This window comes from Methylobacterium sp. Leaf117, from assembly GCF_001422985.1.
In the GTDB taxonomy this organism is placed as follows: Bacteria; Pseudomonadota; Alphaproteobacteria; order Rhizobiales; family Beijerinckiaceae; genus Methylobacterium.
This window is the reverse complement of record NZ_LMNL01000039.1, coordinates 110,630-126,926: the sequence shown is the minus strand read 5'-3', so window position 1 is coordinate 126,926 and position 16,297 is coordinate 110,630. Positions and strand designations below refer to the sequence as shown.

The window sequence follows — 16,297 nt, the reverse complement described above, 5'->3', positions numbered from 1 at the left end:
AAGCCTAGAGCGTTTTCCACGATCCCTGAGTCGTTGCGGCGAGGTGAGCGTTGATCCCTGAAGGTTCGTCAGGGAGATCGCCATGGCCCGTGCCTACAGTCGCGTCCTGGACGCAGTGGGCGCAGGTCTGTCCCGCCGGGCCGCGGCCCTGCGCTATCGGGTCGGTATCGCCACGGTGATCCGCTGGGCTGCGCACGCCACGAGGACAGGGGAGACGCGGGCTCAGCGTCAGGGCCGTCCACCTGGCTCCAAGCTCGACGAGCACGAAGCCTTCCTCTTCGCCCTCATCGATGAGAAAGACGACATCACGCTTGCCGAGATGCAGGAGCGCCTGCGTACCGAGCGCAGCGTCTCGGTCGGATTGGGTACGCTGTGGCGTTTCTTCGCCCGCCGGGCGGTGACATGGAAAAAAAGTCGGCGCATGCGACCGAACAGGATCGCCCCGACGTGGCCGCATCCCGTGAGGCGTGGTTTGCCGCGCAGCCTGACCTCGATCCCGAGCGCCTGATCTTCATCGATGAGACCGGCCTTTCCACCCGTATGGCGCGCCTGCGCGGTCGCTGTGCTCGCGGTCAGCGCCTACGCTCGGGCATCCCGCATGGCCACTGGCTGACGACGACGTTCGTTGCGGGCTTGCGCATGTCGGGGATGAGCGCGCCCATGGTGCTCGACGGGCCGATGACGCGAGACTGGTTCCTGGCCTATGTCGAGCAGGTGCTCGCCCCAACCCTCAGGCCCGGCGACACCGTCATCCTCGACAACCTCCCCGCCCACAAGGGCGCAGCAATCCAGGCCGCCGTCGAGGCCAGCGGCGCACGGCTTCGCTTCCTGCCGCCGTACTCGCCCGACTTCAATCCGATCGAGATGGCCTTCGCCAAGCTCAAGGCGCTGCTGCGCAAAGCGGCCGAGCGCACGGTCGATCGGCTCTGGACTGTCGTCGGCAATCTGCTCGACGCCTTCACCCCAACCGAGTGCGCAAACTACTTCGCTGCCGCCGGTTACGATCCGGAGTAGGTGGAAACCGCTCTAGCATGTCAGACCCTTTCTGCCGTGCTGAATGAGCGCGTCTCTGGCATTCTGATAGGCGGTGGCTCCCTGTTTGAGGAAGGCTGAGAAGTGAACCGCGTCCTGGGCGGCAAGGCCGTTCCAGCTCGCGACGTTCGCACGCGATATCGATGGGACGGCAGCAAAGTCTTTGGAGCTGATCCAGCTCAGAATCGCCGAGGCAGCTTTTTCGGGTTGAGTTGTGTCGATCAGAAGGCCGGAACGTCCCAACACCTCGGAGAAGACGGGTCCCGAGGGTGCGGCGATCGGCAGGCCACCGTGCTGTACTTCGAGCAATGGCAGTCCGAGCCCCTCTGCTTTTGAGGTCGAGAGAAGCAGGTGGCATTGAGCCGCCACGCGCCGGACCTCGGCGTCGTCGCAGTATCCATGTAACGTGAGGAATGGCGGTCGCGCTCCCAGGAAGGCATGGTCCCCCCACCCGACCCGGCCGACCACGTGGAGTTCGGCTGGTATGCCGGATGCATTCAGCGCCGCCGTGATGGCGATGGCCGCGGGGTAATCCTTGCGCGGTTCGATCGTGCCGATCGCAAGAATCCTAATCGGGGAGCCGGCTTCATAGGGTGGCCGCGCGAACAGGTCGCTCAACCCGAAGACGTCGTGAACGGGAGGTCTCAGGAGGGCGACCAGGGCTCGGCGCGAGCAGACCGCTCGTACCGCTTCGCCCGTGGTCCGTGAATTGACCAGGAAGGTGCGTCCGAACCGCAGGGCGAACGCGAAGCTCGGTGCCATGTAGAGCCGGCTTTTCCAGCTTAGATCCTCGGGTCGGGTGAGCAGGAAGGTGTCGTGGACATAGGTGATGCAGCGCTGCCGGTGCAGCGCGACGAAGGGGCTTGGCGGGAAACCTGGGAAGATGAACAGCGCGGAGCGGTCGCGAAGCATCCGGATCGGAAATCCGAGTTGCTGGGCGGCGATCATCCCGGCCAGGCCGGTGGAGCGGATCAATGTGACGGGATGTGGCTGCAGCGTCTCTGGACGGAACAGGTCGATGGCGACGCGCTCGATGCCGGTCACGTGCCCACGGAGATGCGTGTGATCCACGTAAATCCGGCATGCTGGATCGTCCATTGGCGGTGCGTCCAACGGCGGAGTCATCGTGACGCCGGCCTGGATCCGCGATGGTCGAGGGCCATGCGCAGAATCGCCGCGATATAGAGGACCCAGCGTAGCCAGAGCGGCATCTCGCGTCCCAGCACAGCCTGTTTCATGCGTCGCACGAACCGAACGAGTGGGGATGAGAGCGCCGGGATCGTCCCCACCCGCCCCATCGCAGGGGTCTCGGCCATTGCGAACTGCGATAGCGTTTGAAGGGTAAACCGAAGACGCGCTGCGCCAGCCGAAGGCGGCAGGATATGACGCGCGACAAGGATGTCGTTCAATCGCATAGCTGCCGCGGCGTGGCTGTTTCGGCTTTCCAGGGCGATGCGTCCGAGGAACCCGAGTTGCCGGCGCGCCGGTACATCGGCGATCAGATCGCGGAGCGCGGCTTCCAAGGCGATGGGTGCCACCGGAGCCAGACGTCCGGATATGCGGTCGATCACGGCCGTCGCGAGGCCGGTCGCATCGTAGCTGACTGTCGGAGTGCCACAGAGACCGGCTTCGACGGCCGTCTGCCCGAAGGTCTCCTGCCGGCTCGCGGTGATGTAGAGGTCGCACGCCCCGTACCAGCGCGCCAGCACCGTCTCTTCGCTGATCGGGCCGGCCACGATGAGGTTCGGAATGTCGAGAGATGCCGGGTCGTCGAGGCGGCCGACGGCGACGAAGCTGAGCCCCGGCCGTGCGATCCGTCGCAGGAGCGCGGCGAGTTCGGAGGTTCCCTTGCCGGGCGCATCGGCGATGGCGGCTGCGAACATCACCAGCACGTTCTCGAGCGGCAGCCTGAGCTGGCGGCGGAGATTTTGGCGATCCTGCGGCCGGAAAACGCCGGTCGGGAAGGCGAGATCGATCCGTGCGATCGGTGTGGTCTCCGGGGCGAGGTCACGGGCGGCCGCCTCGGTCCAGTCCGAGGCGGCGAGGAGGAGGGGCGCTGAGGCTTCGGCGAGGATCGCGTGTTTTTCGGAATAGACCCCGGCGATCCGGCTCCGCGCCAGTTGCGGATAGGCGGTGGGGGAGGGACAGCGAGCATCGCAACCCTCCGGAAGGATGGGGCAGCCGGAGGGCGAGGCGCATCGCCCTGAGAGCGGAAACAGGTCGTGGAGCACGAGAGCGACCGGGATTCGCTGTCCCAGGCGGCGCAGGATCGTGGTGCGCCGGGTCGCGCCGTGGAGGTTGCCGACCAGGATCAGATCGTAGCCGCCCGTGAGTAGCTGGCGCTCCGTGTCGGGGAACGCCTCGACCCATTCCGCGGCAGCGGCAGGCGATTCCACCGTCAGTTGGTGGTCGCTGACACGGTGACCTGCGAGGGCGAGTGCGTCGGCCAGGCGCCTGTGGGCGATGCCGGCTCCGCCGCTAGAGCCCTGGTCGGTCAGGATCGCCACGGAGAGGTCAGGCGCCATCGGTGGCGGATCATGGCCCGGTTCGCATTGCAGCAGGACCGGGCGGCCGATGCGGGCGAAGCGGGCGCCGCGGCGAACCAGATGGGGCCAGAGCGCCACGACGGGGTCGGGGGCGGCCGGATCGAGGCCGCCGGCGCGGTGGACCAGAGTTCGGGAGAGCAGGACCTCGCCGCCGCGGAAGGGCGCCAGGGGGCCTTCCGGAGGATTGGGGTCGGTGAGGGGGCCGGGTGCCGCCGCGAGGGCATCGAGCCCGAGGGGGGCTTCGTCGAAGACGATCCGCAGGCCGGCGACCACGTCGGCGCCGGTCAGGGCGAAGTGCAGGCCCAGGGCGAGCAGGGCGCCCGGCGCCAGCAGGTCACCGGGACGGAGCAGCAGCAGGGCCTCGGCAGAGGCCTCGGATACGAGGCCCGGCAGCCGCGCCGCCGCCTCGTCCGGCGAGACCACGTCGTGGCACCAGTCCGGATAATCCTGAGCGTTGACAGAGGCTTGGGTGGCCAGCCAAGCGGGGCCGGCAGCTTGCCCGAGGGTGATGATGCGAAGGCGCGGCCACGGTCGGCCGTCCGGCAGGGGAACACGATCGGCAGGCTGCGACGTCCGGAACGGCCAGTCCGCAACCCCGTGGGCGGCCGGCCCGAAGCGAGCGGCAGCGGCGTCCAGGTCGGTCTTCGCGACCGCGTTGTCAGGCCGTCCGGTCACGCTGCGTCGATCATCCATCCGGTCCCACGGCATCTTTGCGGGCCAAACCGAGGATGTGCGGGAACCCTGAATCTTCCGTGAGCACGCCTCGGTATACACCAGGGTCGCGTCGCGGTCGCGGGAGAAAGGACCGCGTCGGCGGTGACACGCACCCCGCCATACACAATACCACCCGGCCGCGTGCCGCAGTCTGACGCAAAAACCCCCATCGGACCCGCGACAGTAATTGACGGACCTGGCGAGCGGGACGGCTGCAATGGCAGGTCCGAATCGGTCCGTGGGTTCGGCTGTCGGCGCAGCGTCGCCGAATCGGATTGTCGACAGGTTTGAGTGGCAAGATATCGGCGTGGAAATTCTGCGTCGCGAACGGGTCACCCTTTCGCCCTCACGATGTCCATGCCGATCGTCGTTGCCCGGGACACGGTGTCCGGACCCCGCACCGCGGTGCCGAGGTCGGTGCCAAGGCTCCGGGTTCCGCGAGGTCGCCGATGCAGGGTCTTCGCCCGGGCTCGGCCGGGCGACGATCCTGGGTTGGGCGGACGGTCGGGTGCGGGCGCCGACGAGGGCGCCCGCGTCCTCAGAGATGTGCGAGGTGGGCGACGAGACGCTCGGCGGCGGGGCCGGAGGAGGCCGGGTTCTGGCCGGTGATGAGCAGGCCGTCCGTCACGACGAAGGGTCCCCAATCGGCCCCCTTGGCGTAGAGGCCTCCGTTCCGCTTGAGCTCGTCTTCGACCAGGAACGGAACCACCTGGGTGAGGCCGACGGCCTCCTCCTCGGTGTTCGTGAAGCCGGTGACGGTCCGGCCTTCGACGAGGGGCTTCCCGTCGGGACCCTTGGCGTGGCGCAGGACACCGGGGGCGTGACAGACCAGGGCCACGGGTTTGCCGGCCCCGAGCGTCGTCTCGATCAGCCCGATCGAGGCGGTGTCCTCGGCGAGGTCCCAGAGGGGCCCGTGACCGCCAGGATAGAAGACGGCGTCGAAGCCCTCGTGGCCGACGGCATCGAGCCGGCCTGTCTCGGCCAGCACCGCCATGGCCGCCGCGTCGGCTTCGAATCGCCGCGTCGTGTCGGTCTGGAAGTCCGGCTCGGCGCTCTTCGGATCGAGCGGTGGGCGGCCGCCCTCGGGCGACACCAGGACGATCTCCGCCCCCGCATCCTTGAACACGTAATAGGGGGCCGCGAGTTCTTCCAGCCAGAAGCCGGTCTTCCGACCCGTGTCGCCGAGGCGGTCGTGCGAGGTCAGGACCATCAGGATCTTCATCGTCGTTCTCCGGGTCTTTCGCTTGGGTGAGAAGAAGGTTTTCGATACCGGGTCGGTCGCCGGGTCTATGGACTTCGCCGGGTTCGGAAAGGCTGAGCGGCGTATCGTGCGTTTGCGATGCGTCCCGCGTCTGGATCTCGCGTCAGCGCCCTTTGTCGAGGGCAGGATTCTCCGTTCGTGCCGCGCACCTCCTCGAACCAGGCCGTGCGGAGTTCAGTAGACCGGTCGTCTTTTTCCCGGGCCTGGGAATGGGGGTCTCCTCGGTCCCTTCGCAACGCGATGGCTCAGGGCGAGGCGAGGCCGAGGATGCGTCGGGTCGTCCCCATGGCAGCCCCGAACGGTGCGTCGGTCCGAACGATCTTGGCCATCAGGCTCGCACCGAGCCAGATGTGGTACAGGTCCTCGGCGGTCGTATGCGGTTCGCTCTCGACCGTGAGCGAGCCCTCCGCCACGCCTGCCGCGATGGATTGCGACAGCCGTTCGATGATCGAGGCCGTGCCGCCCTTCAGGGCAAGGCGCATCGGCTCGGACAGGTCCGAGACTTCCGCCGCAAGCTTCACCGCGAGGCACTTGCGCCGGTCGTCGATGCTCCCCTGCGTGGCCTGCCATTTCCGCCAGTAGTTCATCAGACGCTCGGCATGGTTCAGCCCCGGCTCCGCCAGTGTGGTGTCGAGGTCGGCGAGATAGGTTTCGAAGTAGTCTGCCAAGAGGGCTTCGCCGAAAGCCTCCTTGGAGCCGAAGTAGTGGTAGAACGACCCCTTCGGCACGCCGGCCGAGGTCAGGATCTCGTTGAGCCCGACTCCGGAGAAGCCCTTCGCGCCGACGAGGCCATAGGCGGTGTCGAGGATCCCCCGACGGGTGTCGGTCTGTGCGGTGACGCGTCCCATGACCGTGAGATAGTCTGAATTAGACCGGTCGTCTAGTGGCGATCGGGTCTTTTTGTCGGGGACATCACCGGAGCGTATGCCCGACAATCCTGCGGCGTTCGGGGATCATCGCGGAACGTTTCATCGCGGGGGCCTGCTTCGACCACATCGTGTCGGCGAGACCCGATTCGATGTCTGAACAGGGCGGGCGATTGCCGGCTCGGGCTCGATGTCGGAATGACCATCGGTTACCTCATCGTGCGCAGCGCCTGATCCACGCTTCGTTCCCGAGCGGCATCCGGAGCCGAGGACATCCCTTTCGGCGTCGCGCTGCGGCCTCGAACAACTGCATTAGGGTGCGAGGCGACCGGTCGAGCTGACGCCCGCAGCACGGACGATCTGCAGGCATCGACGGCGCTGCTCGGGATCGGCGATTCGGCAGTAGGCATCGAGCAGTTCGAGGCATTCACGGCTGAGGGCGACGTCGTAGCCTTCGACCGGCATACCCGCTCCCGGCCCGCCAGAAACCGAACGTGGTACTGTGCCGAACGCGTCTGGCGAGATGCCGAGCTTCTCTGCAATCTGCTCCTGAAGCAGCCGTTTGCGGTTCGATGGAAGAAGTTGACCTTCCGAACTTGCATCAGAAGAGGCGGACGAAGTGGCGTCGACGAGGTTCAGCTTACGGTCCACGTCCTGTCCCCAATCGTCTGCCCATGAGTTTGAGGCCTACATGCCACAGGCCAAAGTGTATGCAAACGCGTGGCCGCATCGTGTCGGGAGAGCGGGAAACACTTTATCCTGTGTTAACCAGCCGTAAAAATGCCTCATGATTCAGTGAACGGAGGAATTGACGCGGGTTGGAGGTGAGAGTGGGACGAGGTCAGTTGGGTGGCGCGAAGGTTTCGCAGATCGGACTGCAGGATGCGATCGACGCCACGGACGTGATCGGCCGCTGGGATTGGGATATTCCCAATGACCGGGCCTTTTCAGATCCGACCGTTGCCCTGCTGTTCGGCGTCGACCCCGCTTTGGCAAAAGCCGGAACTCCCCTCGCTCGGTTCATGAGCGGAATGCATTCTGAAGATCGCGATCCGACACATCGCCTGATCGAACGATGCGCCGAGGCCGGGCGCTCATATCTGGCGGAATACCGGGTTTGTTCGGCCGACGGCAATCTGCGCTGGGTCCTTGCACGCGGTCGATTCGCGCTCAGCCAAACCGGCGCTCCACTGCGAGGCAGCGGGATCCTGATCGACGTGACACAGAAGTGGTTTGACCAGGCAGATCACGCCTCGGCTGCGGTCCTGCATTCCGATCACCCTCTGGAACGCGCAGCCGAGCACTGCTTGGCTGCCCACAAGGCGATCAATGAATTGCCCCGGTCGGTTCTCCACCTGCTGAGCGACGCACTCCTGCTGGAAGTTGGCAGCCAACTGGCGAAGCTCGAGGGCGATCAGCGCCGTGCGCGCATGAACTGATCGACCGCTGGCGCTACCAGCGCCGAAAGCGATCGAAAACCTGTGCGGAATGGGTTGCGACGCACGAGAACAGGGCGCCGGCGCGTCCGAGGTCGGTCCTGCCACATCCGCTTTGCGAACTGCTCCGGCGGGCGGAAGTCTTGTTTGCAGACGGGACAACCGACCGGCCAGCGAGGGACCTCGATTCGGTGCTCGAAGGATCGCGCCCCGCTGCAACCGGCTCAAGGACCTCCGGGCTAATTCATTGCACCGCGACGTCGTTCGTCCGTGAGTTTGGAGAGCGCACGCCCAACCTCCAGCAGCAGCATATCGCTCATCCGGTGTAGGAGGGGCTCGGGATACTCATGAATCGCTTCACGGGCCGCAAGGCAATGCTCTGCCGCGCGTTCCAAGGGGTGCTGAGCCTGACAACTCGCATCAGTACCTCTCGCATGATCACCGAGGCGAGATTGTGTGATGTCGATCAGCACACCGCTACCACGCTGAGGCCGTCCTGCCTCGTCCAATGCGATGCGTCCACGATCCAGAACCCAGCGTACCACACCGTCGGCCGAGCAAACTCGGTACTCGAACGCGCAGCAAAGGCCCGTTTCAGTGCTCAGTTTGATCTCGCGAATAAACCGCTCGCGGTCCTTCGGATGAACGCCGGCGAGGAACGTACCGAGAGAGGTGCCCGCTGCGGTCTCAGCGGGGTTGATGTTGAAGACAAGTGCTACGAGGGCGTCGGCATAGACGCGATCATTCGGAACGTCATATTCCCAGCGTCCGATAATATCGGATGCGTCAAGCGCCTGTTGCAGCATGATTTGCGACACCAGGGTCTCACGCGTTTGAAATCGCCCCACTCGCATCTCCGTGGTCGGATACAATGTGATGTTGCAGCATAATAAGAAAAAAACTAGCGAAAGCTATCCTCATCAAAATCTCGATGCGACATAAAAAGCTGTATGGTATCCTCCATGAAAGCGTTCGAGATGCGGTTCTGGGTTGTGGTGGAGAAGCGCCATGGGCCGTAAGCTGAGCCCGGCTGAAGCCGATGCGTTTACAAAAAACATCACGCGCTTGCCGGATCAGGAGGCGGAGGCTTCACCCTCGTATGGCTCGACCCTTCAATCCCGCATTGCAGATGCGCTCGGTCTGTCCGTATCAGACCTTTTCGATCGAGGGGCTTCCGACAATCAGGTTCCAGACGCCGGTCCTGGCGGGCCACCGGCCGAGACGGCGTTGAGCCGAGACTGTTCCGATCTCGTCGCGGTTTTCGCGTGTGTGGAAGACCCGGAAGAGCGCCAGCGCCTGCTGAAGATGGTTCGGGACGCAGTTCAAAGGAACAAGCACGGCAAGCTCTGACGTCGAGCATTTGGTATCGAAAGTAAGACTCTGAAACACGCGATTGAAATTGTTGATCGATTATAAAATTTTACACCGCATTCATATTAAGACACATCAATGAAACGCCCTTCCTTGCAACAGAATGGCAGCGTGCAACTTCGTTCTCTGTCTTTTGTTATCACGCTGAAGCAGGCTTGATCCTCAATGGAATACGACGAACGTTTCGAGGCCATGGCGGACGCATGCCTCAAAGCTCATGAAGCGGTCGCCGAGACAGGTACCCCGGCGATGCGCGCCATGACACGCGCCTTGCTGTGGCAGGTTGCACAGGAACTCGCTCAGAAAGACGAGCGCCGCAAAATGATGGACCGTTATGATGAGGCATCGGCGGAACGGCTGGACGCGTGATCGCCAGCGTGAGATCAATGCGGCGACGTACTTTTAACCGGCTACCGTCGAGCCATCATGCTTCTTCCACCGGGCCCTCGTCTGCCGAGGCAGATGCCACCTCGCGAACGGCTTGAAGGCATCGACGGCGTTGCTCAACATCTGTGATGCGGATGTACGCGTCGAGCAGTTCCAGGCACTCGCGGCTCAAGGCGGTGTCGGTCGACTGAAACGGGTTGGACGCGCTGTGCACGGCGTTCGGGGTTTCGCCTGGGTCCCGCAGCTCGGCGGCGGATATTCCGAGCTGTTGCGCGATGCGATTCTGAAGGTCCTGCCTCAGATCGGACATGACTTGGACTGGTCCGTTGACGTCTGACTCGGGTGAGAAAGACCTTGCTCCCTCGCTGGCATCGAGCTTGCGGTCCATCGCTCATCCCCAGTTGCATACAAAATTTGGCATCGTCGATTTAGCTGACCGGACGCTCGAACGCGATGGTGCAAAAAGACCAGTACGAGGTGTGAACCTGATTTCATATGTTAATATTTTGTTTTTCAGTTTCGGTGCCAAGTTATGTCGGAGATTCACGAGGCCAGGATCATCTGATGGCGCGGCGGGATACATGCGCGGCTGAAACCCCACAGATCGCGCTACAAGACGCCATGGATGCGTCGGATATGATCGGGCGCTGGGAATGGGATATCCCCAATGACCGGTTGTTTGCCGATGCGACCGTTGCTCTGCTTTCGAGTGTCGACCCTTCGGTGGCGCGCGGTGGAGCTCCGCTGAGTCTGTTCCTGAAAGCCGTTCATCCTGAAGATCGGGTGAAAACGGCCGAGATCATCGCCAGAAGCGCGCTGTCGGGGCGCTCCTACGTGCATGAGTATCGCATTCATTCAGCCGACGGCGCCCTGCGCTGGGTTTTGGCACGCGGTCGCATCGAGTTGGATGAAACGGGCCAGCCCCGCCGCGGCTCCGGCTTCCTGATCGACGTGACTGAACATCACGCCGATGAAGCCGCTTGTTCCGCCGGGTTACCGGATCTCTCAGAGCATCCGTTGGAGGAGGCGGCGGAGCATTGCCTCGCCGCCCGTCAGGCCGTCCAGAAGCTCGCCGATCCTCTCCTGGAGAACATGACCAACATGCTTCTGCTGGAGCTTGGGCGACGCCTCTCGAAACTGGAACGTGATCAGCGCCGCGCGCGCATGAACTGATCGTCGGATCGAGCCGCTATCTCCCGACCAGCGCGCGCCTCCGCGGCGTTTGATATGCGTCGCCTTTTTTCAAAAGGATGTCGGGACGGTAAGCCGTCCTCCGCCGACCCTCAAACGTCACCGGGTCAAGACCACGGTGTTCGTGGCGCCCACGCCCGATGGGGTGCTGGGACAGGTTACATTGAACACGGCATCGTTGTAGTCCTTGTCGTCGACCAACCCGCCCATATCATTCCATTTGTAGGTGATTTTCCGGCCCGGCGTCTGATTGCAGTTGACCGTTGCATTGCTCGGAGCGCCCAACGAGCAGAAGCCGTTACTCAGTAACCCGCCCTGCGTCGTCGTCTGAAGACTGCAGTTGAACAGCTGCAGCGCATAGGCGGCGGATGACGGGGGAACGAGGTGCGAATAGAAGATGTGGCTGCTCCCCGGAGCGGCGCCATAGCCATTGCGGCCATAGCTCGAGATCCCACCGGTCACGTTCTTCAGAGCGAACCCGATCTTCTGGCCGGTTCCAATGACGGCGGAAATATCCTTGGAACTGCTCCCTGCCGTGTTGGAAAATAGTAAGTTCAGATCGCTGTTGCTTGGAATTCCGTTGTTGGCTGGCACGACGTACCAGTAGATACTGTTCGCGTCGGCGGAATTGCTGGCGAAGCTCGACAGTGAGAACGCCAGCTTGTAGCCGGCACTGCGGGCCTCCGACAGGACCGTGACGGCAGTCTCGCTCGACACCATCGAGAGGATGGAGTTCGGGACCCGCGCTTCAGCCGCCACGGCCACGCTGTAGACGGCCGCGCTCGCCGCGCTCGGCGTTGCGGTGAAGGTCACATTCGCTGCGGAGGGCATCCGCGCGATGGCGTTGGCCATGAAACGCGTCGCGGTCGCCTGAGCGGTCGAACTTGTCGTGGCCGATACGTAGACGGACGCGCCCGCCAAGGCGGCGCTGTCGGCCGCCGCCTGAAGCTCGGATCGGAGCTGGACCGCCCGCATCATGTCGAGCCCGCCGCCCGCAATCAGCAGAACGGGAACGAGCATGACCCCGAACCAGACCGCAAACGTGCCCCTGCAATCCGTCAGGAAACGGCAAGGCGTGTCGCGTGGCGAGGAAGCGACCGGCATCCGCATGCTCTCAACTGCCGTATGTCACCGCCGTGCCGGAACGCGGGCGCGCCAGGGCGGAAACCGAGAAGGTCACGTTCAACGCAAGAGGAAAGGTCAGGGGTGATGCGTAACGAAAGCTCGCCTTGACAACGATCGCGCTGTCTCCGGAACTGGTCGTGACGGGCGCGGCATCGCTCGCGGCAGTGGCGATCGCTGAGACGATGCCGCAGCTGGTGTTCGTCCAGTCGACCTTCCGAACCGTGTTGAGGTAACTCACGCTCGCAACCGATGCCGCAAAGCCCGCGGTATCGAGGGGCAGCAGCGAGAGCTTGGCACCCTTGCAGTAATCCGCGACGTCCGAGGCCGTGACGCTCGCCTGCTGCGAAACGAGATCCGCCAGGTTGCGCGTGGCAGCAACGGCGAGCATCCGTGCCCGCGCCAGTGCGAAGACCTGGAAACTCCCGAGCATCGCGACCAGGATGAACGGAGCGATCAGGGCGAACTCGACGGCGCCGACGCCGGCTTCGTCAGACCGGTACCGCCTCGCCAAGGCGCGCATCAGTAGGGCTCGTTCTGAAACGACAAGGTCGTCAACAGCAGAACATCCGTGTCGAAGCCTGCGCCCTTCAACATCCCGGATAGCGGCGCCTTGCTATAGCCGATCTGGAGAATAACGTCGGATCCGGAGCTGCCGGAATTGAAGCCGGTCTTGCTCAATCCCCCGGCGCTGGTCGATGTCGCGGGCGAGAGGCTGGCAAAGCTCGTACCCGACTGAACATAATAGACGATCTTGTCGCAAGGAATGACGGGTGACGCCTTCGCGCAGATCGCGGCCTTGAAGGTCGCCTCGTTCACCGACCCGATCCGGAGCAGCCGGCTCGCATCACGCGCCGCGTTGTCGAGGGTACTGAGCATCAGCAGGCACAGACCAACCTCGATCCAGGCGAGAACCATCGCCAGGAAGCACGGCGTGATCATCGCGACCTCGACGGCTGTCGCCGCGCGCGTGTCGCGGATGAAGTCAGCCCATAGCCGGCACCACCGATGTGATCCGGAGCGTGTTCGACGGGACGGGGCGTCGCATGGGCGATCCATCTGCGCTCTCCCAGCTCGACAAGCCCCGTCGCGGCGACCGACCGGGATCCGCGGGCCGATGTTCACTCGGAATGGGCGAATCGCGCCGGAGCCGGATCGGACGGCGTCGGGGCAAACGTGGAGCTGTAGAGCTGCTCGTGCTGCCCCAGCAGCGTCAGGATCTGCGCGCGCAAGCCCGCATAGGAGTCCTGCATCTGGCGGAAATTCGCGTTGGTGGCCGTCTGCATATCACTCAAACGGTCGAGATCGTCCGTCTGGCTCTCCGCTTCGAGGAGACGGCTGCTCTCCCGTAACGCCAGAGTTCGCACCTGACGTTCGATGGCCTTCAAGGCCGCGACCTGTCCAGTGATGTAGTCCTGCGCATCCATCAGCTGCTCTACGCTTCTCTGGATGGTTCGCCGGAACTGCACCACATCCGGCACGGAGATCAAATCGTTGGCGGGAATCATGAGGGCAAGACCTCGATCTGCTGCTGTTCGGCTCTCAAACCCGGTGAAGCGGGGCTCGCCAGGCTGTACGGCTGCCCTGATGAGGCTTGGCCCCCGGGCGGTGTTCTTGGGACGTCACGGAACGCTGGGTTCATCCCGTCCGGCCAAAGCATGACCGGTGGAGCCCGCGACGATTCTCGCGGGCTCCGGTCTTGCGGGAACTCAGACCGGGAGGCGGCCTTCCTTCATGCCGAACTCAAGGAAGTGTTGCAGGGGATCCCAGCCGGCGGCGGCGACATCCGGGTTGGCTTCGAGGTAGGCGTTCGTGTGAAAGCCGGGTCCCGGATCGCGGCCCTCGTGCCATCCATACTCCTGGTAGTGGATCAGGGGATTGGCCCCATTCGCGGCGACGTCGGGGTTCGCGGCCAGGTAGGCGGCCGGATCGAACAGCTCGTTGGGGGCTCGCCCTTCCTTGGCACCGAAGTCGAGGTAGTGCTGGAAGGCGTAATCCCCCGGCTGAACGCCCGTCGCTGACCGTGCGGCGGCAGCGACGTCGGGATTGTGTTCCAGGTAGAACTCGACATCGAAGTCTCCCACAAGAGTCGGAGAACTTTCACCTTCGTACACGCTACGACCTTCCCGCTGGCCATGCTGAAGGTAATGCTCCAGGGCATTGGCACCCGCCGCCTTCACGTCCGGATTCAGAGACAGATACGTCTCAGGTGCGAAATCCGAACCCGGACTCCGGCCTTCCCGTTCGCCGTAGTTGAAGTAATGCTCCAGGGGATTGACGCCGGCCGCCGCCACGTCGGGATTTTCGGCCAAATACTCGCGCGTATGGAAGTAGGCGTTCGGATCACGTCCCTCGCGCCAGCCAAACGTCTCGTAATGGGTGTCGGCATCGACGTGGGCCCTCCACACATCCAGGTTGTTCGACAGGTACCAGACATCATCCACGAGTGAGTGGCCGTCGTTCTCCTGGATCGTACCATCCGTGAAGTGGAGCGTTCCGATACCACTGATGTCGTGATGCACGCCCTCCGGGTCCGTCAGGACGAGAGACTCGCCAGCCAAGGTGACGTGAGCATCGACGAAGGCGAAGCCAAACGTTGCCGCGGCAGCTGGAGCGACCCCTTGAAGAGAGACGCTGAGGGACGCCGAGTTCGACAGACCTTGTTCGTCCGAGACCGTGTAGGTGAAGATCTCAGTTCTGGTTTGCGCGCCGTTCCCGACGTTGTTGGCTCCGATGGCTTGATAGCTGTAGTGACCGTCTGCGGAGATCTGGAGAGTTCCATGGTCGGACACGACCGTGGCAGTACCCGTCGTCGGAACCTCAGCGGTCACGCCGTTTGCAAAGCGCACTGACGTCACGTGCAGGACATCGCCAGCATTGGGGTCAGTGTCGTTGGCGAGGACGTTGCCGGTCACCGCTGGTGCGTGCGTCACCGTCGAGATCGCCTCCGACACCGCCTGCGGGGCGACATTTCCGGGGCTGGTCGCATCGATCGTCATAGCGATGCGGCTCGTACTCGGCCCCACGTTGCCAGCCGCATCGATGATGTCGGCCGTCAACACGGTGTTCCCATCCGCCAGCGGGGCGGTGGGCGTGAAGGTGAAGCGTCCGTCTGTCCCGACCAGCGCCGTGCCGAGCACGGTGCCGTCAGACGAGATGGTGATGGTGGCGCCGGCCTCGGCCGTACCCGTGATGGTCGGGGTGGTGTCGGTGGTCGGCGCCAGGGCGTCGAACACCGGTGCGCCCGGCGGCGTGAGGTCGATGACCANCGTGCCGAGCACGGTGCCGTTGTCGGAGATGGTGACGGTGGTGCCGGCCTCGGCCGTACCCGTGATGGTCGGGGTGGTGTCGGTGGTCGGCGCCAGGGCGTCGAACACCGGTGCGCCCGGCGGCGTGAGGTCGATGACCAGGGGCGTCGCTGYGGAGGCGGGCGAGGCGTTGCCCGCCGCATCCACGGCGACCGCCGTGAGGCTGGCCGTGCCCTCGGGCAGAGCGGCCGGCGTCAGGCTGAAGCTGCCATCGGCAGCGGCGACGGTCGAGCCGATCTGGGTCGTGCCGTTCGAGACGATGACGGTCGAACCCGGCTCGGCCGTGCCGGTGATGGTCGGGGTGGTGTCGTTGGTGGGCGCCAGGGCATCCAGCACCGGGGCCGTCCGGCCTCGGCCGTACCCGTGATGGTCGGGGTGGTGTCGGTGGTCGGCGCCAGGGCGTCGAACACCGGTGCGCCCGGCGGCGTGAGGTCGATGACCAGRGGCGTCGCTGCGGAGGCGGGCGAGGCGTTGCCCGCCGCATCCACGGCGACCGCCGTGAGGCTGGCCGTGCCYTCGGGCAGAGCGGCCGGCGTCAGGCTGAAGCTGCCATCGGCAGCGGCCACGGTCGAGCCGATCTGGGTCGYGCCGTTCGAGACGATGACGGTCGCCCCCGGCTCGGCCGTGCCGGTGATGGTCGGGGTGGTGTCGTTGGTSGGYGCCAGGGCATCCAGCACCGGGGCCGYGGGAGGCGTGGTGTCCCCGTTGCCCGGCGTGGCGGTGACCACGAGGGTGACCGGGGTGGAGCCCGCCCCCACNGGGAGGCGTGGTGTCCCCGTTGCCCGGCGTGGCGGTGACCACGAGGGTGACCGGGGTGGAGCCCGCCCCCACRTTGCCGGCCGCATCGGCGGCRKTRCCCGTCAGGACGTTGTTSCCGTCCGCCAGCGGGRTGGTSGGCGTGAAGGTGAAGCGTCCGTCGGTCCCGRCGAGYGYCGTGCCGAGCACGGTGCCGTTGTCGGAGATGGTGACGGTGGTGCCGGCCTCGGCCGTACCCGTGATGGTCGGGGTGGTGTCGGTGGTCGGCGCCAGGGCGTCGAACACCGGTGCGCCCGGCGGCGTGAGG

At 64.7% G+C, this 16,297-nt stretch carries 17 protein-coding genes; 5 read left to right on the top strand and 12 right to left on the bottom strand.

Translation table 11 applies throughout. The features are described from left to right. Positions 1–82 precede the first annotated feature (82 nt). Positions 83–1,014 (top strand): IS630 family transposase gene (locus tag ASF57_RS25220; RefSeq protein ID WP_156376316.1). Its coding sequence is split into 2 segments (ribosomal slippage): positions 83–404 and positions 404–1,014, totalling 933 coding nucleotides; the frame shifts between segments, so codons are not numbered across the junction. Between the two features lie 12 nt (positions 1,015–1,026). On the opposite strand, the gene ASF57_RS23445 is transcribed toward ASF57_RS25220, so the two are convergent. The 5 genes from ASF57_RS23445 to ASF57_RS26115 form a co-directional block, all read right to left on the bottom strand. Further along, positions 1,027–2,076 (bottom strand): glycosyltransferase, encoded by a 1,050-nt coding sequence (locus tag ASF57_RS23445; protein WP_244477090.1) that lies wholly within the window; start codon positions 2,074–2,076, stop codon positions 1,027–1,029. Positions 2,077–2,153: 77 nt separating this feature from the next. Next, the gene (locus ASF57_RS23440; RefSeq protein ID WP_244477089.1) at positions 2,154–4,253 is read right to left on the bottom strand and encodes a glycosyltransferase; all 2,100 of its coding nucleotides are present in this window, start codon (positions 4,251–4,253) and stop codon (positions 2,154–2,156) included. A 577-nt stretch (positions 4,254–4,830) separates the two neighbouring features. Then, positions 4,831–5,514: a type 1 glutamine amidotransferase domain-containing protein gene (locus tag ASF57_RS23435; RefSeq protein ID WP_056488281.1), complete on the bottom strand. Its 684-nt coding sequence runs from the start codon at positions 5,512–5,514 to the stop codon at positions 4,831–4,833. A 284-nt stretch (positions 5,515–5,798) separates the two neighbouring features. Further along, positions 5,799–6,401: a TetR/AcrR family transcriptional regulator gene (locus ASF57_RS23430; RefSeq protein ID WP_056488278.1), complete on the bottom strand. Its 603-nt coding sequence runs from the start codon at positions 6,399–6,401 to the stop codon at positions 5,799–5,801. A gap of 330 nt (positions 6,402–6,731) precedes the next feature. Then, complete coding sequence (locus tag ASF57_RS26115; protein ID WP_156376314.1) at positions 6,732–7,070, bottom strand: hypothetical protein; 339 nt, start codon at positions 7,068–7,070, stop codon at positions 6,732–6,734. Positions 7,071–7,264: 194 nt separating this feature from the next. Between ASF57_RS26115 and ASF57_RS23425 the strand changes: the two genes are divergently transcribed. Next, positions 7,265–7,858: a PAS domain-containing protein gene (locus ASF57_RS23425; RefSeq protein WP_056488275.1), complete on the top strand. Its 594-nt coding sequence runs from the start codon at positions 7,265–7,267 to the stop codon at positions 7,856–7,858. Positions 7,859–8,094: 236 nt separating this feature from the next. On the opposite strand, the gene ASF57_RS25215 is transcribed toward ASF57_RS23425, so the two are convergent. Further along, complete coding sequence (locus ASF57_RS25215; protein ID WP_162241594.1) at positions 8,095–8,673, bottom strand: PAS domain-containing protein; 579 nt, start codon at positions 8,671–8,673, stop codon at positions 8,095–8,097. Positions 8,674–8,863: 190 nt separating this feature from the next. On the opposite strand from ASF57_RS25215, the gene ASF57_RS26110 reads away from it, so the two are divergent. Together ASF57_RS26110 and ASF57_RS23420 are read left to right on the top strand one after the other, a co-directional pair. Next, positions 8,864–9,205, top strand: a complete 342-nt coding sequence (locus tag ASF57_RS26110; RefSeq protein WP_156376312.1) for a hypothetical protein — start codon at positions 8,864–8,866, stop codon at positions 9,203–9,205. 186 nt (positions 9,206–9,391) lie between these two features. Then, positions 9,392–9,595, top strand: coding sequence for a hypothetical protein (locus tag ASF57_RS23420; protein WP_056185071.1), 204 nt, complete (start codon positions 9,392–9,394; stop codon positions 9,593–9,595). A gap of 55 nt (positions 9,596–9,650) precedes the next feature. Here ASF57_RS23420 and ASF57_RS23415 read toward each other — a convergent pair whose 3' ends face one another. Beyond that, entirely contained in the window at positions 9,651–10,001 is a 351-nt protein-coding gene (locus tag ASF57_RS23415; protein ID WP_056488271.1) for a hypothetical protein, read from the bottom strand. A gap of 176 nt (positions 10,002–10,177) precedes the next feature. Here ASF57_RS23415 and ASF57_RS23410 point away from each other — a divergent pair, with 176 nt between their 5' ends. Further along, entirely contained in the window at positions 10,178–10,786 is a 609-nt protein-coding gene (locus tag ASF57_RS23410; protein WP_162241313.1) for a PAS domain-containing protein, read from the top strand. A 117-nt stretch (positions 10,787–10,903) separates the two neighbouring features. On the opposite strand, the gene ASF57_RS23405 is transcribed toward ASF57_RS23410, so the two are convergent. The 5 genes from ASF57_RS23405 to ASF57_RS27125 all read right to left on the bottom strand — a co-directional run. After that, positions 10,904–11,914: a pilus assembly protein TadG-related protein gene (locus ASF57_RS23405; protein WP_082504375.1), complete on the bottom strand. Its 1,011-nt coding sequence runs from the start codon at positions 11,912–11,914 to the stop codon at positions 10,904–10,906. Between the two features lie 4 nt (positions 11,915–11,918). Continuing rightward, entirely contained in the window at positions 11,919–12,449 is a 531-nt protein-coding gene (locus tag ASF57_RS23400) for a TadE/TadG family type IV pilus assembly protein (RefSeq protein WP_056488265.1), read from the bottom strand. Continuing rightward, a complete protein-coding gene (locus tag ASF57_RS23395) occupies positions 12,449–12,985 on the bottom strand; it encodes a TadE/TadG family type IV pilus assembly protein (protein ID WP_082504374.1) in 537 nt (178 codons plus the stop codon). The genes ASF57_RS23400 and ASF57_RS23395 overlap by 1 nt, the downstream gene beginning before the upstream one ends. Positions 12,986–13,047: 62 nt before the next feature. After that, the gene (locus ASF57_RS23390) at positions 13,048–13,434 is read right to left on the bottom strand and encodes a hypothetical protein (RefSeq protein ID WP_056488259.1); all 387 of its coding nucleotides are present in this window, start codon (positions 13,432–13,434) and stop codon (positions 13,048–13,050) included. 1,761 nt (positions 13,435–15,195) lie between these two features. After that, the coding region (locus tag ASF57_RS27125) for an Ig-like domain-containing protein (RefSeq protein ID WP_244477088.1) at positions 15,196–15,570 on the bottom strand (375 nt) is incomplete at its 3' end. Positions 15,571–16,297 lie beyond the last annotated feature (727 nt).